The sequence below is a fragment of the Vibrio glycogenivorans genome, from assembly GCF_051660965.1.
Taxonomy (GTDB): domain Bacteria; phylum Pseudomonadota; class Gammaproteobacteria; order Enterobacterales; family Vibrionaceae; genus Vibrio.
In genome coordinates, this window is the sequence record NZ_JBPVIS010000015.1 from 58,479 (window position 1) to 83,204 (window position 24,726).

General features: G+C 48.2%; 26 protein-coding genes. 9 read left to right on the forward strand and 17 right to left on the reverse strand.

Going from position 1 to position 24,726, the window contains the following annotated elements:
- The first annotated feature begins 105 nt into the window (after positions 1-105).
- Positions 106-1,014 (forward strand): N-acetylglucosamine kinase, encoded by a 909-nt coding sequence (nagK, locus tag ACSTTG_RS21095; protein ID WP_438459331.1) that lies wholly within the window; start codon positions 106-108, stop codon positions 1,012-1,014.
- Between the two features lie 213 nt (positions 1,015-1,227).
- Here nagK and ACSTTG_RS21100 read toward each other — a convergent pair whose 3' ends face one another.
- Positions 1,228-1,488: a DUF2960 family protein gene (locus ACSTTG_RS21100; protein ID WP_438459332.1), complete on the reverse strand. Its 261-nt coding sequence runs from the start codon at positions 1,486-1,488 to the stop codon at positions 1,228-1,230.
- 308 nt (positions 1,489-1,796) lie between these two features.
- Here ACSTTG_RS21100 and cobB point away from each other — a divergent pair, with 308 nt between their 5' ends.
- A complete protein-coding gene (gene cobB / locus ACSTTG_RS21105; RefSeq protein WP_438459333.1) occupies positions 1,797-2,528 on the forward strand; it encodes a Sir2 family NAD+-dependent deacetylase in 732 nt (243 codons plus the stop codon).
- Between the two features lie 88 nt (positions 2,529-2,616).
- On the opposite strand, the gene ACSTTG_RS21110 is transcribed toward cobB, so the two are convergent.
- The 4 genes from ACSTTG_RS21110 to potA are packed head-to-tail and all read right to left on the reverse strand — an operon-like array spanning position 2,617 to position 6,421.
- Positions 2,617-3,645, reverse strand: coding sequence for an extracellular solute-binding protein (locus tag ACSTTG_RS21110; RefSeq protein ID WP_438476182.1), 1,029 nt, complete (start codon positions 3,643-3,645; stop codon positions 2,617-2,619).
- Positions 3,646-3,661: 16 nt separating this feature from the next.
- Positions 3,662-4,450 (reverse strand): spermidine/putrescine ABC transporter permease PotC, encoded by a 789-nt coding sequence (potC, locus tag ACSTTG_RS21115; RefSeq protein WP_438459630.1) that lies wholly within the window; start codon positions 4,448-4,450, stop codon positions 3,662-3,664.
- On the reverse strand, positions 4,450-5,307 hold the full coding sequence (gene potB / locus ACSTTG_RS21120) for a spermidine/putrescine ABC transporter permease PotB (protein WP_438459335.1): 858 nt from the start codon (positions 5,305-5,307) through the stop codon (positions 4,450-4,452). The genes potC and potB overlap by 1 nt, the downstream gene beginning before the upstream one ends.
- On the reverse strand, positions 5,291-6,421 hold the full coding sequence (gene potA, locus ACSTTG_RS21125) for a spermidine/putrescine ABC transporter ATP-binding protein PotA (RefSeq protein WP_438476184.1): 1,131 nt from the start codon (positions 6,419-6,421) through the stop codon (positions 5,291-5,293). Before potA ends, potB begins: the two co-directional genes overlap by 17 nt.
- Positions 6,422-6,738: 317 nt before the next feature.
- On the opposite strand from potA, the gene ACSTTG_RS21130 reads away from it, so the two are divergent.
- From ACSTTG_RS21130 to ACSTTG_RS21140, 3 genes are read left to right on the forward strand one after another with little or no spacing between them, the layout of a single operon-like run.
- Positions 6,739-7,602: a DUF2189 domain-containing protein gene (locus ACSTTG_RS21130; protein WP_438459336.1), complete on the forward strand. Its 864-nt coding sequence runs from the start codon at positions 6,739-6,741 to the stop codon at positions 7,600-7,602.
- Complete coding sequence (locus ACSTTG_RS21135) at positions 7,595-8,431, forward strand: glucosaminidase domain-containing protein (RefSeq protein WP_438476186.1); 837 nt, start codon at positions 7,595-7,597, stop codon at positions 8,429-8,431. The genes ACSTTG_RS21130 and ACSTTG_RS21135 overlap by 8 nt, the downstream gene beginning before the upstream one ends.
- 46 nt (positions 8,432-8,477) lie before the next feature.
- Complete coding sequence (locus ACSTTG_RS21140) at positions 8,478-9,185, forward strand: DUF2987 domain-containing protein (RefSeq protein WP_438459338.1); 708 nt, start codon at positions 8,478-8,480, stop codon at positions 9,183-9,185.
- A gap of 103 nt (positions 9,186-9,288) precedes the next feature.
- Here the strand turns inward: ACSTTG_RS21140 and ttcA are convergent, their stop codons facing one another.
- The 11 genes from ttcA to ccoN all read right to left on the reverse strand — a co-directional run bounded on the left by ttcA (position 9,289) and on the right by ccoN (position 19,650).
- On the reverse strand, positions 9,289-10,221 hold the full coding sequence (ttcA, locus tag ACSTTG_RS21145; protein WP_438459632.1) for a tRNA 2-thiocytidine(32) synthetase TtcA: 933 nt from the start codon (positions 10,219-10,221) through the stop codon (positions 9,289-9,291).
- Between the two features lie 177 nt (positions 10,222-10,398).
- Positions 10,399-11,340 (reverse strand): universal stress protein UspE, encoded by a 942-nt coding sequence (uspE, locus tag ACSTTG_RS21150; protein WP_438459339.1) that lies wholly within the window; start codon positions 11,338-11,340, stop codon positions 10,399-10,401.
- Positions 11,341-11,760: 420 nt separating this feature from the next.
- Entirely contained in the window at positions 11,761-12,507 is a 747-nt protein-coding gene (fnr, locus tag ACSTTG_RS21155) for a fumarate/nitrate reduction transcriptional regulator Fnr (protein ID WP_438459340.1), read from the reverse strand.
- 81 nt (positions 12,508-12,588) lie between these two features.
- The gene (locus ACSTTG_RS21160) at positions 12,589-13,275 is read right to left on the reverse strand and encodes a sulfite exporter TauE/SafE family protein (RefSeq protein WP_438476188.1); all 687 of its coding nucleotides are present in this window, start codon (positions 13,273-13,275) and stop codon (positions 12,589-12,591) included.
- Positions 13,272-13,448 carry a cbb3-type cytochrome oxidase assembly protein CcoS gene (gene ccoS, locus ACSTTG_RS21165; protein WP_438459342.1) on the reverse strand — a complete coding sequence of 59 codons (177 nt, stop codon included), beginning with the start codon at positions 13,446-13,448 and terminating at the stop codon, positions 13,272-13,274. Before ccoS ends, ACSTTG_RS21160 begins: the two co-directional genes overlap by 4 nt.
- Before the next feature lie 2 nt (positions 13,449-13,450).
- Positions 13,451-15,832: a heavy metal translocating P-type ATPase gene (locus tag ACSTTG_RS21170; RefSeq protein WP_438476190.1), complete on the reverse strand. Its 2,382-nt coding sequence runs from the start codon at positions 15,830-15,832 to the stop codon at positions 13,451-13,453.
- Between the two features lie 23 nt (positions 15,833-15,855).
- The gene (locus ACSTTG_RS21175; RefSeq protein WP_438459344.1) at positions 15,856-16,335 is read right to left on the reverse strand and encodes a FixH family protein; all 480 of its coding nucleotides are present in this window, start codon (positions 16,333-16,335) and stop codon (positions 15,856-15,858) included.
- 91 nt (positions 16,336-16,426) lie between these two features.
- On the reverse strand, positions 16,427-17,404 hold the full coding sequence (gene ccoP, locus ACSTTG_RS21180; protein WP_438459345.1) for a cytochrome-c oxidase, cbb3-type subunit III: 978 nt from the start codon (positions 17,402-17,404) through the stop codon (positions 16,427-16,429).
- Positions 17,404-17,583: a cbb3-type cytochrome oxidase subunit 3 gene (locus ACSTTG_RS21185; RefSeq protein WP_438459346.1), complete on the reverse strand. Its 180-nt coding sequence runs from the start codon at positions 17,581-17,583 to the stop codon at positions 17,404-17,406. The genes ccoP and ACSTTG_RS21185 overlap by 1 nt, the downstream gene beginning before the upstream one ends.
- 8 nt (positions 17,584-17,591) lie before the next feature.
- Positions 17,592-18,212, reverse strand: coding sequence for a cytochrome-c oxidase, cbb3-type subunit II (gene ccoO / locus ACSTTG_RS21190; RefSeq protein WP_438476193.1), 621 nt, complete (start codon positions 18,210-18,212; stop codon positions 17,592-17,594).
- 10 nt (positions 18,213-18,222) lie between these two features.
- Positions 18,223-19,650 carry a cytochrome-c oxidase, cbb3-type subunit I gene (ccoN, locus tag ACSTTG_RS21195; RefSeq protein ID WP_438459348.1) on the reverse strand — a complete coding sequence of 476 codons (1,428 nt, stop codon included), beginning with the start codon at positions 19,648-19,650 and terminating at the stop codon, positions 18,223-18,225.
- Between the two features lie 323 nt (positions 19,651-19,973).
- Between ccoN and ACSTTG_RS21200 the strand changes: the two genes are divergently transcribed.
- The 4 genes from ACSTTG_RS21200 to ACSTTG_RS21215 all read left to right on the forward strand — a co-directional run bounded on the left by ACSTTG_RS21200 (position 19,974) and on the right by ACSTTG_RS21215 (position 23,613).
- On the forward strand, positions 19,974-20,348 hold the full coding sequence (locus tag ACSTTG_RS21200) for a hypothetical protein (protein ID WP_438476194.1): 375 nt from the start codon (positions 19,974-19,976) through the stop codon (positions 20,346-20,348).
- Positions 20,349-20,422: 74 nt separating this feature from the next.
- Positions 20,423-21,595, forward strand: a complete 1,173-nt coding sequence (locus ACSTTG_RS21205; protein ID WP_438476195.1) for an FIST signal transduction protein — start codon at positions 20,423-20,425, stop codon at positions 21,593-21,595.
- Positions 21,596-21,617: 22 nt separating this feature from the next.
- On the forward strand, positions 21,618-23,360 hold the full coding sequence (locus ACSTTG_RS21210) for a response regulator (RefSeq protein ID WP_438476196.1): 1,743 nt from the start codon (positions 21,618-21,620) through the stop codon (positions 23,358-23,360).
- A 25-nt stretch (positions 23,361-23,385) separates the two neighbouring features.
- Positions 23,386-23,613: a hypothetical protein gene (locus ACSTTG_RS21215; RefSeq protein WP_438459352.1), complete on the forward strand. Its 228-nt coding sequence runs from the start codon at positions 23,386-23,388 to the stop codon at positions 23,611-23,613.
- A 61-nt stretch (positions 23,614-23,674) separates the two neighbouring features.
- Here the strand turns inward: ACSTTG_RS21215 and ACSTTG_RS21220 are convergent, their stop codons facing one another.
- Positions 23,675-24,019 (reverse strand): hypothetical protein, encoded by a 345-nt coding sequence (locus tag ACSTTG_RS21220; protein WP_438459353.1) that lies wholly within the window; start codon positions 24,017-24,019, stop codon positions 23,675-23,677.
- Positions 24,020-24,726: the final 707 nt, after the last annotated feature.

Below are 24,726 nucleotides of genomic sequence, written 5' to 3' on the forward strand. Positions count from 1 at the left end.
TCCTTCATCACGGTTTGTAGGCGTAGCTATATGGATAATGTCGTCAGTTAATGATTTTCTGGCGCTAACGTTATGATTTGCCAGGTCAAGTAAGGAGAGAATTCAATGTACTACGGCTTTGATGTAGGTGGGACAAAGATCGAGTTTGGTGCTTTTGACGAGCAGCTTAATCGTGTGGCTACTGAGCGTGTAGCAACGCCAACTGATGACTACCAACTGTTGGTAGATACCATCGCAGGTCTTGTTAATAAATACGATGCGCAGTTTAGCTGTGAGGGTAAGATTGGCCTAGGCCTTCCTGGGATGGAAGATGCCGATGATGCCACCGTATTGACGGTCAACATTCCTGGCGCAAACGGCAAGCCCCTGCGTGCTGATCTTGAAGCGCGTATCGGTCGCAGCGTAAAAGTAGAAAACGATGCCAACTGTTTTGCGCTTTCTGAAGCATGGGATGAAGAATTGCAAGATTCACCATCAGTCATGGGCTTGATCCTAGGTACTGGTTTTGGTGGCGGCCTAATCTATGACGGTAAGGTTTTCTCGGGCCGCAACAACGTTGCCGGTGAAGTCGGTCATATGCGCCTGCCAATTGATGCATGGTTCCACCTTGGTGATAACGCACCGCTACTTAGCTGTGGCTGTGGCAAAAAAGGCTGTCTAGATAGCTACCTATCTGGTCGTGGCTTTGAGCTAATCTACGCGCATTACTTTGGCGAGCAGAAAAAGGCCATCGATATTATCCAAGCGCGTGAAGCGGGTTGTGAGAAAGCGATTGAGCACGTTGAACGCTTTATGGAGATGCTAGCGATCTGTTTTGCAACGCTGTTTACGGCCAACGACCCACATGTGGTTGCTTTGGGCGGCGGTCTATCAAACTACGATCTCATCTACGAAGAGATGCCAAAACGCATTCCAAAATACTTGCTACCCGTAGCCAAGTGCCCAACCATCATCAAAGCCAAACACGGCGACTCGGGTGGCGTACGTGGTGCGGCATTCCTAAACATCAAGTAAACACAGGGGCGAGGAGCGGGTTTCACTACGTTCCGAGGTGCGAGTAGTTCAACGCGTGTGGTAAACATCTCGATTCTCGCCTTTAAAAGCAGGAACGGGGAGCGACTTACACTTTGTTCCGAGGTTCGAGTGGTTCACAGCGTGTGGTAAACACCTCGATTCTCGCCTCTCGACTCTCGCTTCTGTTTTTCAGCCCGTCCCCAAACCTCGAACCTATTTTTTCCCGACACCTTTGTTTTCACGCTGTTCGAGCGTGATTTTACCAAATCCCAGTTTTTTAAAGTGATTGTCTCGGTAGTTGCGTACTGCCTTGGTGTCTGAGATGGCCTCGATTTGCTGCTCCATCTTTAGATAGTCGCGGATATCAATACCCTCAGCCTCCGCCACGGCTTCGTGAATATTACGATGCTGCTGGTAAGAGAAGGTTAGGCGCTTCTCCTCATCTTTGTAGGTATAGATAATGGTTCTTGCCATGGTCGCTCCTTAAAATTATTCCACTGCGAACACTTGCCGCTAGCTTGTCGCTAATAGTTGCCGCTGATTGTGCCCCCAAGGCGTCACATTGTCACGTTTCTTTGGCGGTTATTTCGATAAGTAGCGGTTTTCGCTCAGTCATTAGCCGAACCTGTTTGAGTTTTGCAAGCTGGAAATTTAGCAAAGGAAATTACCCGATTCTTGGTTATTGATGAACGACCCAGTTAGACCAATGTCTAACCAAGACAATGAGGCAAAACTACCACTCTAGTGTTAGGCTAAAACCATACGTTGGACAGGGAAGTATCATGAATAAGACAATCAATAATATTGTGGTGTTAACCGGTGCAGGGATCTCGGCAGAGTCGGGGATCAAGACTTTTCGTGCTCATGACGGTCTTTGGGAAAATCATCGCATAGAGGATGTTGCCACGCCAGAAGGGTATCAACGCGACCCACAGCTGGTGCTTGATTTCTACAACCAACGCCGCGCAGGCTTACTTCGACCAAGCATAAGGCCAAATGCCGCGCACGAGGCGTTAGGGCAATTAGAGCGAACGTTTTCAGGCAAGGTCACCGTTGTGACGCAAAATATTGACAACCTGCACGAACGAGGAGGGTCCTCGCATGTCATCCATATGCATGGTGAGTTGCTCAAGGCGCGCTGTCCAGAGACTAACCAACTGGTGAGTCTAGAGTCTGATATCCAACTGGGCGATACCTGTCACTGTTGTCAACTGCCCAATCAACTGCGCCCCCATGTAGTCTGGTTCGGCGAGATGCCACTAAAAATGGGCGAAATCTACTCCTTGTTACAACAAGCTGATTTGTTTATCTCAATCGGCACCTCAGGCGTCGTCTATCCCGCCGCAGGCTTTGTCCATGACGCCAAGATGCACGGCGCTCACACGGTCGAGATCAACCTAGAACCAAGCGCCATCGAAAGCGAATTCGCAGAAAAACGCTACGGACTGGCGAGCGTTGAAGTGCCGAAGATTGTCGCGGAATTGTTGCGTGGGGAAATGTCCATAGCTTCTTAAAATCAGGGGCGGGGAGCGGGTTTCACTGCGTTCCGAGGTGCGAGGGGCTCACCACGCGTGACAAACTCCTCGATTCTCGCTTCTGTGTTTATTGCCCAGCCTTGAGGCGTAGGAAGTACTCTTCATAACGCAAAGTCTTATCACCTACGTCGGCTTGCCATTCAACGTTATCTAGGTCGTCTTGGTCTGGGAAGAGTGGTGCGAGGTCACTGAACTTGTCATTGGAGGCTTTTACGCCCGTTAAATAACCGGTGTCTCTCGTGATCTGCTCGGCGATGTCTGGTCTTAGGAGGAAATCGATCATCTTGTGCGCGGCCTCGACATTGCGTGCGCCGCTGCTGATGGCAAAGTTGTCGACCCAGCCAATGCCGCCTTCTTTGGGATAGACTAGCTCGATAGGCAGCCCCTCGTTTTGCGCCGCTGCTGCAGAGCCATTCCACAACATGCCCAGACCGACCTCGCCTGACATATACGGCGCACCGGGGTTATCCGAGTTAAACAGCAGCACATTTGGCATCAGCTGCTGCAACTCAGCGTAAGCTTGGTCAATCTGCTCATCATCGATGCTGTTACCTGAGTAGCCTAGTTTACGCAGGGCGATATGAAACACCTCTCTCGTGTCATCCATAAGCATCAATTGACCTTCAAGCTCGGGTTTCCATAGATCCGCCCAGCTCTGAAAATCTTCTGGATCATACATATCGGTATTGACGGCAAGCCCGGTAATCGCAACGACGTGCGGGATGGAGTAGTCGTTGTTAGGATCGTAAGGCTTATTGAGATAATTGGGGTCAAGGTTAGCAAAATTACTCAGCTGGCTCTTATCAATCTTCTGCAGCATGCCCTCATCACGCATCTTAGATACAAAATACGTCGAGGGAACCACTAGGTCATAACCTTGATTGTGGGTCTTTAGCTTGGCATACAAGGTTTCATTTGACTCGTAGGTGGAGTAGATCACCTTAATCCCGGTCTCTTTGGTAAATTGATCAATCAAAGCGCTGTTGATGTACGGCCCCCAATTCATAAATACCAGCTCTTCTGCTTGACTGGATAAAGACGAAAGCGAGAGGGCACACGTGCTGGTAATAAGGGCTGTTTTCCATTTGCTATTCATAACTCACTCCCAAGGGTTAAGACTTTTGATTTGATTGAACGCCCTGGCGACCGATGAGCTGTGATAGGCCAACCAAGAGTAACGAGACAACCAGCATTACGGTTGCCAATGCATTGATTTCCGGCGTGATACCAACTTTGACCATCGAATAAATTTTTAGTGGCAGTATCTCGTAGGTAGGGCCGGTGACAAAAGAGCTGACAATCACATCATCGAGTGAAAGCGTGAAGCTCAGTAGCCAACCTGCAGCAACGGCCGGTTTTGCGAGCGGGAAGATGATTTGACTCAATATGGTCCACTCACTGGCGCCAAGATCTTTGGCCGCTTCAAGCATTCTTGTATCAAATCCGCTCAAACGGCCATATACCGTGATCACCACAAAGGGTAGACAAAAAGTGATATGGGCGATCAACAGGGTAAAGAAGCCCAGCTGCGCCCCAAGTACTAAGAATAGCGCCAGCAGCGATATTGCCATCACGATATCAGGTGACATCATCACCACAAACAACATACCACTGACCATACGCTTGCCTCTAAATCGATAGCGATACAAAGCCACGGCGGTCAGACCACCTATCATTGTCGCGGCTGTGGCAGAGAACAGTGCAATATTCAGTGAATGCCAGGCTGCTTGCATCAGACTGTGGTTATTGACGAGCGCCACGTACCAGTCGGTCGTCAATCCGCCCCATTTAATGCCAAACTTGTTAGCGTTAAAAGAATTGACTATCAGCACAATGATCGGCAAATAAAGAAACAGGTAGACTAAAGTCAAATAGGAATAACGCAACAGGGGCTTTATCATCACTCAAGCTCTCCTTTGTGATTAAGCCATCGGCCTACCTTGTAATACACCAGCAGCATAATCGCCATTGCCAGGGTTAATGCGATACTGGTTGCGGCGCCAAAAGGCCAATCGCGCGCGTTGAGCACCTGACTTTTGATCACGTTACCAATCAACAAGTTCTTCGCGCCGCCAAGTAAATCGGCGATATAAAACATGCCAAGCGCAGGCAGAAGAACCAACAAGCACCCGCCGATAATGCCGGGCGCAGTCAGCGGCAGCACGACTCGCAGAAAAGTATTGATTTTATTCGCCCCAAGATCTTTGGCCGCCTCTAGGTAGGTGTGGTCGAGCTTTTCTATCGAGCTGTAAAGGGGCAGGATCATAAACGGCAACAGGATGTACACTAGACCAATCATTACCGCAGTTTCGGTAAACATAATTCGGATCGGTTTTTCGATAAGATCCAGGTGAAGCAGGGTTTTGTTCAAAATTCCTTGGGTTCCTAGGACAATTTTCATCCCATAGGTACGAATCAAAGAGTTGGTCCAAAAGGGCACAATCACCAAAAACAGCATAAACGGCTGGGCCCTTGCAGGCATACGGGTGACAATATAAGCGAAAGGGTAACCCACTAGGAGACAAACCAGAGTGGCAACGATGGCCATATAAAATGAGTGCAGCATGACCCGAGCATAGAGCGGATCTCCGAGGCGGATATAGTTGTCGAGTGTTAGAACGAACTCGATAAGCTGCGCCTCGTCACGGGTGAGAAAGCTGGTAAAGATGATCATCAGGTTAGGCACGAACACAAATAGGGTCAACCAGCCCACAATCACCAAGATGATGCTGTTTTGCAGATTAATTCGACTGGTCATCTTTCAGCACCACTTCCCAGCTTTCCACCCAAGTCACTATCACCTTTTGCCCAATGGAGTGGTCGACATCAGGGTCGTCCTCGTTAAAGAACTCACTGACCATCACCCTTTGACCAGAATCAAGCTCCACTACCGAGTCTAACGTCATGCCCTTATAAGTACGCTCAATAACGTGACCAGTTATGCCCTTGTCGACCGACTCTGTTACTTCTTCAAGACGCAGATCCTCGGGACGAAGCAAAACCTGCAGTGTCTCACCGATATCAACTGCGAGCTGCGAGTAAATGGTGCTTGCCACTCCCTCGATACTTGCGCGGATTCGCGTTGAATCGATACGTTCAATAACCGTCGCAGACAATAGATTAATCTCGCCAATAAAGCGGGCAACGAAGAGATTGCGCGGCTCTTCATATATCTCTCTAGGTGTCCCATCTTGTTCGATATTGCCTGCCCGCATCACTATGATTCGATCCGACATCGATAGTGCCTCTTCTTGGTCGTGGGTGACAAAGATAAAGCTGATCCCCAATTGACGTTGCAGCTGTTTAAGCTCCATCTGCATCTGTTTACGCAACTTGTAGTCCAGGGCAGAGAGAGATTCATCAAGCAAGAGGACTTTAGGCTGATTAACAACTGCGCGGGCAATGGCGATACGCTGCTGCTGCCCACCCGAGAGTTGATGAGGTTTACGCTGCGCCATTTCTTCAAGACGCACCATACGCAAGGCTTGACTTACTCGGGGTTCGATCTGATCAGTCGGGGTTTTCTGCATTTTTAAACCAAACGCGACATTATCAAACACCGTCATATGGGGAAAAAGAGCGTAACTCTGAAACACGGTATTCACTGGCCGTTTCTCTGCGGGTAGTTCACTGATGATCTGACCATCGAGGGTTATCTGGCCACGCTCGGCCTGCTCGAACCCTGCTATCAGGCGCAAAATGGTCGTCTTGCCGCAGCCAGAAGGACCGAGGATAGTCAAAAACTCTCCGCGATTAATCTTGAGATCAAAGTCCGCAATAATCGTTTTTCCATCGAAGCTTTTTTCTAAACCTTGGATTGAAATCAAGCACTCTTGCTGCGTGTCATTGCGCGACTCATTATCCGGATACATTTGCATATCAATCAAATTGCCTTTTGTCTCTGCTCAGGAAATCTCACTGTTTTGTAGATAAAAGCTTAGACGAAACTTGGCATAACGCATCGGAGATTGACTACTTATAGGGTCAAACAGTAATGAAAACACACGAGTTTTATGCGCTATGGCCCTTAGCAAAACACAGTATAAAATATACTCAAATACACAAATATAATCGCGTTTAGACGTTAAATTTTGCTCGAACATGTCAATAGATTGCTGCATAAAACCACTAAGCGAGTATAATCGACGCTTTATGACACTCATATTTGCCCATGAGGCATGGAACAATAATGACTCAAAATTATCAACGAGAATTCAATGTTGGCGGCAACATCGAGCGGGCTTTGTCAGGCGATTACAGCCTTAAAACTGGTGATGTATTAAGGGAAGCCACCAGACTGACAACCAAACAATTTATGCGCTTTACTCCAGCGATTCTGCTGCTTTTGATCGCGCAACTGGTGATCTTTTACGTCGCTCTTAAGTTACAAATCAGCGATGTCTCGCAGATCTTCGATCTCGTCACCAATCCTGACAATGTTGATGCCAATATTGTTCAGGCCATTTTCTTGGCTAACTTTAGCTATGAAGTGATCAGCGCGCCTTTCTATGCCGGCGTCAGTCTAATGGCGATGAGCCATGCTGCAGGCCTTGAGACGCAAACGCGCCATATTCTCAAAGGTCTTCAGTTTACTGTTCCGGTCATCCTTGCCACACTAGCTTCTCTGCTACTGCAGGGCGTGCTTGGAATGTTCCTCCCGTTTGTATCGCTGTATCTATCGCTTGCTTTCACCAATTCCACACTGTTGATTTGTGAGAAGCGCGTGACCCCGATGATGTCGCTGTGGTTGTCACTGCGTGCGGTGAATAAGAAGATCCTACCACTGACCGGGATCTATTTGATCATGGCGAGCCTGTTCTTTATGGGGGCAATGCTGTATGGCATTGGGTTGATTTTCGTCCTACCGCTTTTCTTCCATGTAAAAGCGATCATCTACCGTGAAATGTTCGGTATTCGTTTAAAAGTTATCGCAACCCAAGGGCCATCTTCTGGTGATCAGCACAATGATTCCGATGACGACTCTGATAATGATCCTAATAATGGTTCATCGGGCGGCGACCAATCAGGTAATAGCAAGGTTTTTAATGCGTAAAACAGAAGTATCCGTCGTGATTGCAACATGTATCGTTGCAATCGCCAGCTGCGTCTCTTACGAGACTTCACGCGAAACGGAGTCACCAGTCGAAGAGCAAACTAAATCACAACCCGAGCAGAGTCAGAGCATTGACCAGAATGATCAAGAGATAGAGCTTGCAACCCAGAAGCCCGATTTCGATGCCATTGCCGATATCCCAACCAAAAAGCAGACCTTTTTTGACTATCTGCGTCCGGGTATCGCTGTTGAGAATCAGCGCATTGCCAAAGAGCGTGAGTTGATCGAGCAGCTTGCGCAACAGCCGGCCCTGTCATCTGAAGAGCGTGCAGAGCTGGTGGCGCTGGGTGAAGAGTATCGCCTGACATTCCCCAAAGAGGGGGAGTCGACTCAGCGTTGGTTTGAGGTGATGCTGCAGCGCGTAGACACTCTTCCGCCAGCCTTGGTTTTGACTCAAGCGGCGAATGAGAGCGCTTGGGGAGCGTCACGTTTTGCTACCGAAGCAAACAACTATTTTGGCCAGTGGTGTTACAGTGAAGGCTGTGGATTGGTGCCCAATCAGCGCCCAGCAGGCATGACTTATGAAGTGGCGAAGTTTTCTTCTGCGGCGGAATCCACCCACCGTTATTTCATGAATGTTAATCGCAACTCAGCCTATGTGGAACTGCGCCAGATGCGCTCTGAGCTGCGTGAGCAGGGCCAAGATCTCGAGAGCATTGACGCTGCTAATGTACTGGCTGGTGGTCTGACTCGCTACTCGGAGCGTGGTCAGTATTATGTTGATGATATTCGTGCGATGATCCGCCACAACCACTCTTATTGGCAATAACCCTGACTACTGGGTAATCACCCCTACAGAATAACAAGGATGTTATATGCAACAGACAAAGATAGGCCGTTTTGGCCTTCGAGTCGTGACGCCGCTGCTAGCCAGCCTTGCGGTGGCGTCTGCTTTTGCTTATCCCCAAGAATATCGTTTTACCTATTCAAAACTGTTTTCTCAGCTCAAACATAACCTCAATCACGAACAGAGCTTGGTACGCCTCGGGGTGTTCTTCGTCGATACCAGTACAGGTTTTCCGTGTGAAATTGACAAAGCCTGGATGGAAAACCCGAAGCACTATGCTCCATTGAGTGTCGCACCAAGCGGCGAGCTAAACCTGCCGCTCGACAGCAACTTGCGTCAAGCCAACCCTTTGGTTTATGTTCACCTCGAGCAGCCCGTGCAGTGTGATTTTTCCATGGTCGTGGTGAGCCGCGAGCCTCTTTTTGATCAGGTAAGTCACCAGCAGTTGACGCTGATAAGAGATGATATGCAATCAATGCAGTCCAGTTTAGGCGGGATGTTTGCACGCTGGTTTACACCAAACATTGAGGGAGTAACTTTAGAATTTTCTCAGCCAAAAGGGATGATCACTTTGGATAACGGCCGGCAGTTACCAATTCGAAATCACCGTATCTCCATCGACCTTCGCGAGCTTGATTCGACAACAAAACTCTCTCTTCCAGCCGAAACTCTGCGCGTGATGCCGTTTATCCCTAGCGGGAGAGGCGAGATTCGAGAGGCGAGAAGCGAGAGTTAGTACAAAACTCACCTCTCGCATCAAACTCCTCGCTACCCGGAACGAAGTGTAACCCGCACCTCGCCCCTAAAAAAAGCGCCCCAGTAATTGGAGCGCTTTTCATTTAAATATTTGTCACATCTAGTTGCAATGATGGGTCGAACTGCTGTACTTCCAGCTCTTCGCCAGGAGTGGTCTCTGGCATGGTCTCTTTATCAAAACCGATATCGCCGCCGTTAATCACGCCTGAATCTTTATCGATCGATTTGAAATCGAACAAGTCGAAGTCGGCTAGATGACTTGGTACCACGTTTTGCATCGCGCGGAACATGGTCTCGATTCGGCCAGGGAAGCGCTTGTCCCAATCGTTGAGCATCTGCTTGATGTTTTGACGCTGAAGATTTGGCTGAGAGCCACAAAGGTTACACGGAATAATCGGGTACTCTCGCATTTCAGCGTATTTGATGATGTCTTTTTCACGGCAGTAGGCCAATGGGCGGATCACCACGTGTTCACCATTATCCGAAACCAACTTCGGTGGCATCGCCTTCATCTTACCGCCGTGGAACATGTTTAGGAACAAGGTCTCGATGATGTCATCACGGTGGTGACCTAGGGCAATTTTGGTTGCGCCAAGCTCTTTTGCCGTGCGGTAAAGAATGCCACGGCGCAGGCGTGAGCAGAGTGAACAGGTGGTTTTACCCTCAGGGATCTTATCCTGAACGATAGAGTAGGTGTCTTCTTCGACAATCTTGTATTCAACACCCAAGCTCTCTAGGTATTCCGGCAGGATATGACCTGGGAAACCTGGCTGTTTTTGGTCCAAGTTAACCGCAACCAGTGAGAATGAAACTGGCGCGCTTTTTTGCAAGCTCATCAGGATATCAAGCATCGTGAAGCTGTCTTTACCACCCGATAGACACACCATAATGCGGTCACCGTCTTCAATCATATTGAAGTCAGCGATAGCTTGGCCGGTGTTTCTGCGGATGCGCTTTTGTAACTTATTAAAGTTGTATTGCTGCGCTTTAGTAAGTTCGTTGGTTTGCTCGTTCATAAAGACTGTTTCGCTCAGTTTGGCCGCCATAATACCGACAGCACTCACATGGTAAAAATGAACTGCGTATGATACCGATAATTTTGCTGACCACAAGTGCAAACAAGGCGAACATCCTGTTCGCCTTGTTTGAAATAACTTATTTTTAAGTAGCTTTGATTTTATGTAGCCTAGTGACTATTCACCAGGGTCAAGTGGACTGATAAAGCCCTGCGGTTTAAGCGCAAGAACGTCACAGTCTATTTTATCGATGACATGCTCTGCCGTATTACCAATAAACACCGCTGATAATCCGGTGCGACCCGTGGTGCCAAGAATGACCATCGCCGCGTTAAGACGGTTGGCAACATCGGGAATAATGTCTTCCGGCAGACCTTGCTCAACTATGGTTTGCTGCTCATCGAGCCCATGCTTTTGACGCAGTGCCTTCATTGAGGTGAGATGATGACCGCGCACGGCATCGGTGTAAGTGTTGGGATCAAACTCTGGCAGCTCTATGGTGATGTTCGCTGGCGTGACCGGATAGGCATTGACGAGATAGGGAGCCGCTTCAAGCCTTTGAGATAAGCTTTGTAGCTGTTCCACCATGCGATCATTTAAGTCGATATGCGTGTCGTACTCAGAGCCAACGTGCACTGAGGCCATAATATTGGCATCCTCTGGCCAGTGAGCATTTTTAACCAGCAGTACCGGGCTTGGGCATTTACGCAACAAATGCCAGTCGGTTGGGGTAAACAACACGGATTCAAGTACATCGTGCTTGCGTGTCCCTTTAATCACGATATCGTGCTCTCCAGCAAACACCTCGGCGACAATCGCCTCATAAGGGCGGTTATGCCATACGACTTTAATGTCAAAATCAATGCTGTCATTGATATAAGGCTCGGCAATTTCACGCATCCAAGCTTCACGCTGCTGGATCACGCCACGGCGCATCGCATCACGCTCATCGATGGACAGCATCGATGTCATGTCATAAGAAAAGTCGTAAATCGACAAGAATAGGGTAACGTGGCTTTTGCTAACAGACTTTGCTGCAAGCTGCATCGCGCGCGCCAAGGCGGGTTGCTCTTCATGATTGATATCGGCAACGACTAGAATTTTGCTATAAATACTCATAATCCGTTCCTAAAACAGAGGACTTATTTCTAATGTAGCCTAAGCCATGCATAAGGTTTACTAAAAGCGGCCAATTGTGTGTAGAAGTATGATTTAGCTCATTATCTTGGACATAGAGGCGAGAATCATAAAACAAAGAAGCGAGATTCGAGAGGCGAGAGGCGAGGAAAAGCGTGCTCGCTGTGGAGGTTTCGTTACTCGAAATGCGGTGTTACTCGCTTTAAGTATTTAAAACATAGGGCAAGAGAGAACTTACGTGGTGCCCAAAAAGTTGAGAAATACATGCTACACCTCCACGATCAATCCTCGCCTCTCGCAGCGCAGCGGTCTCGCCTCTCGACTCTTTCCCGAAAGGGAAAATAAGAAAGCCCCGACATTAAGTCAGGGCTTTCGAAAAAGGGTTGTTTGTGGTGGTTAGCGTTATTTTTTGCTGACGCCGGCGAGATCCATCAGGGCTTCGTGGTCGATGATGGTGATGTATTTGCCTTTTACGCTTAAGATATCGGACTTTTGGAAACGGCCGAGTAGGCGGCTGATGGTTTCAACCGTCAGGCCCAGGTAGTTACCAATGTCGCCACGGGTCATGGTGAGGCGGAACTCGCGAGGGCTGAAGCCGCGTTGCGAGAAACGCGTCGACAGGTTGAACAAGAAGGCAGCAAGGCGCTCTTCGGCGTTCTTTTTCGACAGCAGCAGGATCATCTCCTGGTCGCCTTTGATTTCGTTGCTCATCAAACGCATGATCTGTTGGCGAAGCTTAGGCATTTTACCTGAGAGGTCATCTAAGATTTCGTATGGGATTTCGCACACCATCGAAGTCTCTAGCGCCTGGGCAAAGCTTGGGTGCATATCCCCAGTAATCGCATCAAAGCCAACCAAATCACCGGCTAGATGGAACGCAGTGATCTGCTCGTCACCTTGTTCGGTAATCGTGTAGCTCTTGATAGTGCCTGAGCGGATCGCGTACAGCGACTTAAGCTCGTCGCCCGCTTTGAACAGCTCTTGACCCTTTTGGATCGGCTTTTTACGCTCGATGATCTCATCAAGCTGATCAAGTTCACTGTCATTGAGAGTGAACGGGATACAGAGTTGACTAATACTACAATCTTGGCAATGGATGGCACAGCCACCAGACTGGATACGTTTTACAGAAGGCTTTTCCGAAATCATAACAACCGCTTTACAATTTGATGTACATCAATATTTTACCACCATCTTACCTGTAGGGGTAGTAAAAAAACAAGAGCCAGTTCAATGTAATGTCATCATGGTTATTACATGCACCGCGCTATAAAGGCCATAAGCGATCAGCGTAATTCCCGCTATTTTCTTAAAAAACGACGAGGCTTTTAGCTGTTGTATCGCCACAGAGCCAATGCCAAACGCCAGCATAGAGGGCAAAGTACCCAGCCCAAACGCCAGCATTACCAATGCCCCCTCACTGGCTCCGCCAGAAATGACCGCCCAAGTTAGCATTGAGTAAACCAACCCACAAGGCAGCCAGCCCCACAAAAAGCCCAGTGGTATCGCCGACAACGGTGAGCGAATCGGCAGCCATCGCTTGGTTAGTGGTGAAATAATCCGCCAAATTCCTTTACCCATCTGTTCTATCTTGAGAATGCCAAACCACCACTGGGCAATATATAAACCAAGGGCAATCATAATCACTGCAGCGAGGAGTCTGAGGACAATAAAAGCTTGGGTTAGCTCTGAGAGTTCGATGAGGCTTGCCAAGGCGCCACCCAGTAGGGCGCCGAATAGGGCATAACTCGATAAACGTCCGAGGTTGTAGCCGACAATATTGGACAGTCTATTGGCTGATGACCCTTGTTGCTCACTACCGAGTGAAACCAACGAGGCGATTCCACCACACATTCCCATGCAATGCACAGAACCTGCGATCCCCACCATAAATGCGCCGATAAGATCCAAGTTCATGACTTCTTATCCACCTTGTTGTCCGTCAAGTGGGTGTCGTCGTCAAATAAGATATTGTGTCCTTGGCGTTCAAGGTCTTCGAACTGATCATTACGCACCGCCCAGAGGAAAACGCCGACCGCGACCGCGACTAATATAATGGCGATAGGAATAAGGATATAAATGCTTTCCATGCTCACCTCATTGATTGATGTTTAAGTAAACGTAGTGAGTTAGTCACTACGATGACAGAGCTTGCTGACATGCCTAGAACGGCGATATACGGTGCAACGAGTCCTGCCACCGCCAGTGGTAAGATAACCATATTGTACCCCAGTGACCAGGCAAGGTTTTGTGCGATGATCTTACGTGTTTTATGCGCATGCTGCTTGGCATCAAGGATGCGATCAAGCTTGTCACCCAGTAATACCATATCAGCCGATGCCTTCGCCACATCGGTTCCTCCGCCCATAGCAACCGATAAGTGGGCTCCGGCCAAGGTTGGGGCGTCATTAATACCATCACCAATCATCATGGTGACATCTCGCTCTTTCACCGATTGCAGATACTGCAATTTTTGATGTGGTGAAGCGCCAGCAACAACGTGCTCAATCCCAACTTTTTCGGCCACTGGGCGAGCGTTGTGCATAGAGTCCCCAGTCAATAGAGTCACTTGGGCACCACCCTCAATGAAGCTGCGAATAAAGGCATTGCTCTCCTCACGTATCGGGTCATGATAGAAGAAGGTGGCTGCATGCTGGCCATCTACGGACAAATAAACGGCATTGTTTTCGGCTACAGCATTACCTTGAGATAGCACATAATCAGCGCTACCCACCTTTACTCTTTGTTGATTAATCGTAGCTTCAACCCCTAAACCAATATGATTATCAACCTCTTCAGCGCCTAATAACTTGCCAGGAAGCGAGGCAAATGCCTTGGCAATCGGGTGATTGGCATGAGCTTCGAGGGTTTTGGCTTGCGATACACAATCATCGTGGTGAAAACCCGGCTCAATGCGTACCTTGGCTATCTCAATATTGCCCTCGGTCAGGGTACCGGTTTTATCGACCACCAAATGATTGACCTTACACAGGGTCTCAAACACATGGTTTTTACGTAGTAAGATTCCCAAGCCACTCATTTGCGAGGTCGCGCAAGTTAAGGCGGTTGGCGTCGCTAGAGAGAGTGCACAAGGGCAGGTAGCAACCAGCACAGATAACATGATCCAAAATGCATCGTCTGGGCGGGTCTGCGACCAATACCAATAGGTCACGGCTGAGATCAGCAATATTGCGGCGACAAAGTAGCGCGCCACGACATCCGCCACCTCGGCAATACGTGGCTTGGACAGCTCAGCAGAGTCTTGTAAGCGCACGATGTTGTTCAGTACTGAGTTATGCTTATCTGCAGTGACTTCGAGCTCAAAGGCTTCATCGCCATTGAGCGTGCCCGCATACACCGCGCTGCCGCTGCATTTTCTTACCTGGAGTGATTCTCCGGTCAGCATAGACTCATCAACGAGGAGTTCAGTTTGAGAAAGAACCGTGCCATCGGCGGGAATATGCTCTCCGGGCAACACACGAATTTGATCGCCAGGACGCAGTGTTTTGACCGGTACTTGGTTGCCCTCCAAGGTGGTCGCGACTGCAGGGATGAGTTTGAGTAAATTTCCACTTGCGGCGGCTGCCTTACGTCTAGCTCGCATCTCCAGAAAACGCCCGACCAAAAGGAAAAAGGTGAACATTGAGATCGACTCAAAAAACACTTCACCTTTTTGTTCAACGGTGGCGACCACACTGGCTACGTAGGCAAACATTAGGGCCAAAGAGACGGGCACATCCATGCCCAAGGTGCGCGATTTCAGGCTGCGCCAAGCATTGAGATAAAAGGGCAATGCCGAGTAGAGCAAGACAGGTGTGGCGAAAATCAGGCTAACCCAGCGGAAAAAATGCTTAAACTCCTGCTCAAGATCACCAAACACCTCAAGGTACAGAGCCACCGCCAGCATCATCACCTGCATGGTGGCCAGGCCAGCAATGCCCAGACGATAGAGATATTGCTTCATCTGTCGATGGTATGCCGCCTCATGTTTATCCGCTTCAAAGGGCGCGGCCTTATAGCCGAGTTGATGGATAATCGACAACACTTCACTAAGGCGTGTCACCGACTCATCCCAAACCAACAGTGCGCGCAGCGTCGTGGTATTCACGCTAATTGATAACACACCAGGGTGGGCCGCAACATGTTTTTCGATCAACCAAGCACACGCCGCACAAGATACGCCCTCCAGTGACAATGTCACTTCTGAGCTATTTTCCATGCTGCGCACAAACTCAGCCTGCACATCCTTATTATCGTAATGAATCAGAGCTTTGAGTTGCTCGGGGACCAGCTCAACTCGCTCGGCGGGGGCGGTTCTGTATTGGTAGTAAGAGACCAGGTCATTATCGACGATCGTCTGCGCAACCGTCTCACACCCTAGGCAGCACATGGTGCGAATTGTGCCTAGGATTTCGACTTGAAAGTTCGTGCTCTCTGGTACAGCTTCACCGCAGTGGTAACACGATTGGCACATAGTGGATAGTGCTCCCTAAAACGCTAATTAGTAAGTGGTGTCGGTTGCTCTAATGGAAAGAACACCCGGCCTTGGATCAGCCACTGATCATCATGCGGAGTGACCTCAACGAACCAGGGCCCTGAGATGCTGGCTGGCGGGGTAAAGCGATAGATCCCCTGAGCATCGGCGGTTACCAACATCTCAAAATCTTGATCAGGCAGAGTGCGGTGGGCATACATGACCTTAAGTGCGGGGAAGTGGCTGAGCTCGCCTTGCGCCAATCGAAGCACCATCTGCTCACCGTTTTGGTCAATTTGTGCCGACAAGCCAAGCTCTTTCGCCTTATTGACCTTCGACAGGTCAATGTTAATACCTTTGCCTTTCTTGTAGTAATCCTCGGTGACAAGATCGACGGAGTTTTTCGAAAAGATGATGACCGTGATGATGGTCCATACAACAACAGTACCTGGTAGAATAATGAGGAACCACGGCCAGAACTGCTTATACCAAGGTTTTTGCATAAAACGCTCTCGAAAAGAAGTAAAAGTGGAGAGTAAAATGTAAGGGAATTGCAGCCCCTAAAAAAAGGGGCTGTTATCGTTTTGTTACGTTTTATTGATCGGAATTGCTCAAGCTCCAAACGTAGGCTGAGACAAGCTGGACTTTTTCTTCACCCAAGATGTCTTTCCAAGCGGGCATCACGCCAGAGCGACCGTTGACAATCGTCTCGGTGACGTCGGCGCGAGAGCCACCAAACAGCCAGATTTGGTCGGTCAAATCTGGTGCGCCAACCGCTGGGTTACCTTTGCCGTCAGTGCCATGACAAGCGGCACAGACCACAAAGCGCGCCTTGCCGGCTTCTGCTTCTTTGGCGTTAACCGAGCGCCCAGAGAGGCTGAGCGTGTACGAAACCACTTCACGTACGCCATCCTCACCAAGCACATCAATCCACCCCGGCATCTGCCCAACACGACCCTCCATAAGGGTGGTTATGATAGCCTCAGGCTCGCCACCATATAGCCAAGCGTTATCAGTCAGGTTAGGGAAGCCCTTTTGGCCACGCGCATCTGAGCCATGACATTGAGAGCAGTTTTGCAAATACAGTCCTTGACCAGCCTTGAGCGCCTCCGGATCCAAAGCAATTTCTTCTAGTGGCTTAAGACCCGAGCCATCACTGAGGTTGGCCAATTGACTGAATTTTTCGCCAAAATAGCTATCCGCATCGTCGAGCTCTTTGGCGTATTGCACCAAGCGTCGCTCAGACTGAGCGCTGGCGATAGAGGCGCGAGACTCTGCTAATGACTTGACGGTTTGATCTGAGCTTTGCCATCCAAGTAAGCCTGGAAAGTTGCCCAACCCAGGATAAAGTGCCAAATAGATCGCTGCAAAAACGAACGTACCGGCAAATAAATAAAACCACCACTTAGGCAGGGGGTTGTTGAGTTCACGAATACCATCGTACTCATGCCCCATATCTGCACCGTCTTCAACCCCCATCTTGTCCTTCTGACACCAAGCCAACAGTGCCACACAACCAACTAACGTGCCGATAGTGATGATAATGATCCATAAACTCCAAAAAGTTGTCATTATTTATCCACTCCCTGTTGTGTTTGCTTAGTGGCAGATTGGTGATCATCATCAAAAATCAGATTTGCTGCCTCCTCAAAGCGTGATTTGCGGCTTTTTCCGTAAGCCCACCACACAACGCCAATGAAACTGACAAAAAGCACGATGGTCCAAATACTGTGGAATGTACCAATATCCATAACGCCTCCTATTTCATTGCGTGGCCAAGAGATTGCAAGTAGGCAATGATGGCATCCATCTCTGTCTTTCCTTGCACATCACTTTGAGCACTCGCGATTTGATCGTCAGTATACGGTACGCCAAATTGGTTTTTGAAGATCTCCAATTTCTTCTGCGTCAACTTGCCATCGAGTACATTTTGCTCAAGCCATGGGAAACCTGGCATGTTTGACTCTGGAACCAACTCTCGTGGATTGATCAAATGCACACGATGCCACTCATCGGAGTAACGGCCGCCAACACGTGCCAAATCAGGCCCAGTGCGCTTAGAGCCCCACAGGAATGGGTGCTCCCAAACATGCTCACCGGCAACAGAGTAGTGACCGTATCGCTCAGTCTCCGAGCGGAAAGGGCGGATCATTTGCGAGTGGCACACGTTACAGCCCTCACGAATGTATATATCGCGACCTTCCATTTCGAGCGCGGTATACGGGCGAAGATTATCGACAGGCTCAGTGGTTTGCTTTTGAAAAATCAACGGCGTGATTTCAGCCAACGCGCCCAAACTAATGGCGAAGATGATCAATATTGCCAATAGACCGACATTTTTCTCCACGATTTCGTGGCGATTGTTCGAATTAGAACTCATCATCGTCTCCTTATGCCGGTTGAGGTTGAGCTTTGAGGCTGCCTTGTGGCGCTACAACCGTCTTGTAGACGTTGTAAGCCATGAGGAACATACCCGCGAGGAAGATCAATCCGCCGACAAAGCGAACCGTGTAGTACGGGTAGGAGGCTTGAACCGACTCGACAAAGCTATAGGTTAACGTGCCGTCCGAGTTGACTGCGCGCCACATCAATCCTTGCATCACTCCTGAGATCCACATCGCCACGATGTAAAGCACGGTACCGATAGTCGCAAGCCAGAAATGGGTATTAATTAGGCTGACTGAGTACATCCGCTCTTGACCAAATAGGCGTGGGATCAAGTGGTAAACCGAACCAATTGAGACCATGGCCACCCAGCCCAACGCGCCAGAATGAACATGACCGACAGTCCAGTCGGTGTAGTGTGACAACGCATTGACAGTCTTGATTGACATCATCGGACCTTCAAATGTCGACATGCCATAGAAAGACAAGGAAACAATTAGGAATCGTAGGATAGGATCGTAACGCAGCTTATGCCAGGCGCCTGACAGCGTCATGATACCGTTGATCATACCACCCCAAGAAGGGGCAAATAAAACCAATGACATGACCATGCCAAGGGATTGGGTCCAGTCGGGAAGGGCCGTGTAATGTAGATGGTGAGGGCCTGCCCAGATATACAAAGAAACGAGTGCCCAGAAATGGACAATCGATAGGCGATAGGAATAGATCGGGCGCTCGGCTTGCTTGGGCACGAAATAGTACATCATACCCAAAAAGCCAGCGGTCAATAAGAAGCCCACGGCGTTATGCCCGTACCACCACTGTACCATGGCATCAACTGCGCCTGAGTACACCGAATAGGACTTACCCATAGAGACGGGGATCGCCATGCTATTGACCACATGCAGCACGGCAACCGTCAGTATAAAGGCGCCGAAGAACCAGTTGGCCACGTAGATATGGGAGGTTTTTCGCTTGATCAGGGTACCAAAGAAGACGATGGCATAGGCCACCCATACTAGGGTGATCGCGATATCAATCGGCCACTCAAGTTCGGCGTATTCTTTACCAGACGTGAGTCCCAGAGGCAGTGTGATGGCTGCTGAAAGGATAATCGCTTGCCAGCCCCAAAAGGTGAATGGCACCAATGGACCGCCAAACAGGCGGGTTTGACAAGTACGCTGCACGACATAATAGGAGGTCGCGAACAGAGCACTGGTACCGAACGCAAAAATAACCGCATTAGTATGCAATGGACGTAACCGACTGTACGTCAACCACGGCGTATCAAAGTTTAGCTGTGGCCAAACTAATTGAGCGGCAATCAATACACCTACGGCCATGCCGACAATGCCCCATAAAACAGTAACTAGGGTGAACTGTCGAACCACGGTGTAGTTGTAGTTTTCTTCTAGCTGCTTTTCTTGGCTCATTTACATGCTTCCAATTTCAAACATACCGCACCATCCACACCCGGGACCGGAGTCATCATGATCGCAGGGGCAAGTTGATGGGTATTAACTACACTTTACTTCCAACACGACTTGCGTCGTAATGCCACCAAAATCATTTGAGAGAAGAGAATTGAAACTTATAACTTTAACCATCTTCCCTGATGATTTTTATAAAAGTGACATTTTCGTTATCAACTATACTGCAGTTAACATTTTAATGACAGAGTGTTAACCTGGTAGTGAGTTGGAAATAGATCCTTTATTTCAAAACTTTGAAGTTTGTAACACGAGGTAAATTGGAGATGGCAGCGCAACCGTTAACTAAAGCTAGAATTGCACAAATATTAATCACTCTTGCTGTGTTGATGACGGCGTTTTGGTGGCGTACCGTAGCTTATAACCAAGCAGAGCAAGGGTCAGTAAAGTGTACGCTTGGGGAGGCATGTAAAATAGAAGCCGGCGTTACCATTGCTGTTTTGCGTACCGAGCAGGGCACATTGCTGATCTCAGGTTTAAAGCCGACTTGGCAGCTAACCGGTGCCGTTGGCACAAACTTGCAACAAACTAATGACGGTTATTTAGTTCCTGTAGAAAACGAGCAACTCGGCGAGATAAAACTCAAGCTCACAGAAATGGACAATCAGCGAGCGATCGATCTCATCATTGCTTTAGATTAATGTTTTTTTTCAACATATTGGATTAGTATACGCGCTAAGATGTAATCAATTTAACCGAAGATCGACGAATTTTGATGAAGTTTGCAACGGGTATTAGCCAACTTAATAAACCTGACCAAGCGGTTTTACAGATCCGAGAACAACTGCCGAGTGAGCAGCCGAGCAGTATCATCTGTTACTACAGTCAAGAGTTCGAGCCAAATCATCTGCAATCTGAACTCAAAAGCGCATTTCCGGATACTCCCATCGTGGCATGCTCGACTTGTCGTGGCGTGTTCAGTGATAAAGGTGTCCATTTTGGCACCGTGGTTGGCGTGATGGCAATCTATGACGACGCTGCAAGCAGCTACACGACCTTAGTCGCACAGATCCCAACCAAGCAGCAAACTCGCCAATCAATCCATGCCGCGCTTGACTCAGCCCTTGAGCAGGTTGACCGCATCGGAGAACTGCCGTCATTTATTCTCTGTCATCCAACGCCTGGGCTTGAGGAGAGTGTCGTTTCTGCCATTGATGACTATTTCATTTCCCCGGTGCCCATTGTCGGTGGCAGCGCATCGGACAATCGGGTTTGGGGGCTATGGTCATTGTTTGATGAGAGTCAATGCAGCCAGTCTGGGGTGGCATTGATGCTGTTCTACACCAAAACCAAATGCACACACTCTTTTAGTTCCGGCTATTCGAAAACACCGTTTTCTGGCGTTGTGACCAAATCTTGTGGTCGAGAAATATTTGAAATCGATGGTGAACCAGCTGAACAAGTCTACCGACGCTGGATTGCCGAGTACGCCAGTGTTGATGTCCCGTTGCACTTCGAATTTGATCTTGTGACTAAGTACTCGCTCGGGCGCAAAGTCGGTGAGCTGTTCGACCACAGCTACTACAAGCTATCACATCCGATAAGAGTGAGTAATCAAGAGGGAGCAATCCTCTTATTTACTGATATTCAAGAGGGTGACAGGGTCACTATGATGGATGGTAATCAAGATGAGATGATCCTTCGCCCTGCACGAGTGCTGCAAGATGCTTCCATCGGCAATACGCCGCAGGGCGCCATTTTTGTTATCTGCGCAGGCCCGATGATGTATCTCAAAGAGGATATTCGTCAAGTTTACCACCACATTGTGGATGCACTAGGCTCTACACCATTCCTGTCACCCTTTACCTTTGGTGAACAGGGGCGCTTCATCGGCGGTGAAATTGCACATGCCAATTTGATGGTGACCTCTGCGGTCTTCCATCAGTAGAAATAAGCAAGGACCAGCAACGATGCCAAATCGAAGTCAGGAGCAGCTAAGAGAAGCGCTGTTTGAGCTTAATCGCAGCCGAGAAAGAGAGGCTGCTCTGCTCAAAGAGAATATGACCATTCTCGACGCTATCTCAAAGATAACGGGGGCTTCAAACAAAGAGCAGATTTTTCAAGAGCTGCACAAAGTGCTTTCTCTGTATATCGAGTTTGACGAGTTTTTAGTGTTGTCTAAGAGCAAACACCAAACCAGTTATGCGTGCTTGCAAGCGACCTCAGCGGAGTTCAACTCTGTCTACTGGGAGCATGGCCCTAAGTTTAACCGCGTGTTGGAGGGAGAGACGATTGTTATCTTCGATGCGACGCGTATCGAAGAAATTCAGATCCTTAACCGACGTATCACCCCATCAATTAACTCCGCGCTGTTGGTGGGTGTCTGCAGCGAGCTCTCTGATGCGGTTATATTACTTCTGGGTAATAAGCCCGGCCAGTTTTCGCTTGAGACCAGAGAGACACTTAATCGCTTTCGCCCGCTTTTGGAGCGCGCGGTCTTCGATATAGAACATAAAGAACAGCTCACCATCTTGGTTCGTCAGCGAACAGTTCAGCTCGAGCACGCTAAGCGAAAAGCCATTGAAGCGAATGAAGCTAAATCCAAATTCCTTGCCATGATGAGTCATGAGTTTCGCACTCCGCTGAACTCGGTATTGGGCTACATCGATGTGCTATCGCAACAGGTCAAGGGGAGTGAGTCGCAAAATATTCTGTCGCAAATGACCACATCTGCTGAAATGCTACTGGCACTGATCGGTGATATTCTCGACGTTACTCAAATTGAGCGTGGTAGCTTCCCACTCAACCGCAGTTGGGTTGGGCTGAGGAAAACGTTAGAGAACAGCATTGCTTACCATCAAACGCTAGCAAAAAATAAGCAGCTCGATTTCAACTTCGTGATAGATATAAAGGGAGACCTTAATGCCTATATGGATTCGAGTCGTCTATCACAGGTCATTTTTAATTTGCTTGGTAATGCTGTGAAATTCACCTATGAGGGGTCGGTTTCATTTTACGCATCACTACAAGATGGCGAATTGTTGCTGACGATCACTGATACGGGGATCGGTATTGCTCGCGAGAACCTGGACAAATTGTTTGTGCCGTTTGTCCAAGCTGACTCAAGCATTACCCGACAGTTTGGCGGGTCAGGTTTGGGACTTAGTATCACCAAACATATTGTCGAGTTGAAAGGTGGGGTTATTCACCTCGACTCTGTAGAGTCTCAAGGAACGACGGTCGAGATCAGGATGCCACTGGAAACCCGTAAGGTCCTTGCTAATGAGGGCAATGGTTTAGGATCAGCGCAGGCGAGGGTAGGCAAGCATGTTTTGGTGGTAGAAGACACAAAAACCAACCAAATAGTTGCAAAACTTATCTTAGAAAACAGTGGCTTTATAGTTTCAACTGTTGATAACGGCGCACTGGCTGTTGAGTATATGCGTGATAGTCAAAATAAAGTGGATGTCATACTTATGGATCTCTCGATGCCAGTGATGGATGGTATCACCGCAACAAAAAGAATTCGTGAGTTTAACCGTCACACACCGATAATTGCACTGACCGCACACGCAATGGAAACAGATAAAAATCAATGCTTTACATGCGGAATGAATGAATTCATCTGTAAGCCGATTCGACAAAGTGAGGTGGTCGGAAAAATAGACCAAGTACTAGCGACCAGTATTGAACTTGAGTCTAGCGATTGCTAAATCATAGTCTAGCGAGATAAATATCATGAAAAATACCCGCAACTTGGTGGAGAGCATCACTGAAGTTTTTGTCTGCAGTTGTCTGTTGTTTGTCATCGACTTAGTGTTGCGGATCGTTGGCTTGCGATTACTGAGCATGACGGGCAATGCGACGACCGATATGTTGGTGATCTGCATTCTTAGCTTCGCATTGCTGCAATCTGGCGTGGTGCGTTTTATTCGTCTTGCCGCTCTTGGCTTGATTCGGTCATAAATTTGGGTTGCATGCGTTTGGGTAGATGGTATCGAACCAAACTCATGCAACCCTAACTGCCTTAAGCCGCATTCAATTGTGCGCGGTGATTTCGTTTACGATACCAGTAAATGCATGCAGCAATTGAGGTATACAAGTAAGCCAGAATCGCTATCAAAGGTGAAGAAGCCAAGTTGGCCATAAAGGTTAGCGATAAGCCTAGCGAAGTGATCACCAGTTTTGCCAGTAAGCCAAGAAACAACATTCCCATAGCAAATTGAGGCATCGACGTCGGCTGAAATGCAATCCAATAGCAAGCGCCTAAAGATAATAAGGCCACAATCGAGCCAGCTGCAAAAGCTTCAGAGTGTTCAATTGAAGAGATGCCAAACAAGGCAAGACAGACCAAGACACAGATAAATTTCATTAACAGACTCCCGTAGGGTTCGATTCAAATCCATTCATTCAAGCGTTAATCAATCAACGCTGCCATTGTCTATTTATTCGCCACAAATGCAAGCTTAGATCGATGATTTAGTCTGGTTTGTCTGATTTTCTGACCAAAGCCAGCAAAAAAGCAAACATTCATCACAAGGCTCACGAGTGGTGTTGCTACAGCAAATGATCGGTTCAACACTCATTATTGACGGTCAAATGGCTACACAGATCATCTTGGTAAACTCTAATTGCTGCAATGAGCGACAATTTTTTTAAATGCTGCTGTCTTTGTTGGCATGGACTGACAAAGACAAGCTTAAAGTGTAAAGATGTTCAGAGAATGATAGCGAACTAACTAACAGCTATGAGCTGAGCGAACGATAGATTACAAATGATATACGCAGCTAATAATCATCTAATTAATCGACAGATAATTAGATGATTATTAGGTATTTTATGGTAAATACAATTATGTTCAATGCGCTTACCAATTGAAGATGAGGGGAGCAAGTGAATGTGGATATGAGTGCATCTATATAAATCCTATTTACCATAATATACATAATACGAACTAGGGGTGTAGGGCCAAAGTTGTAATGTCACTTTATAGCAAAGTTAAAATGTCTCTTTTTTAGGTTCTACAACTAGCCTCATTCTTGTGTAAACCTGTTTAAGGGATATTGGGATGTTGGTAAC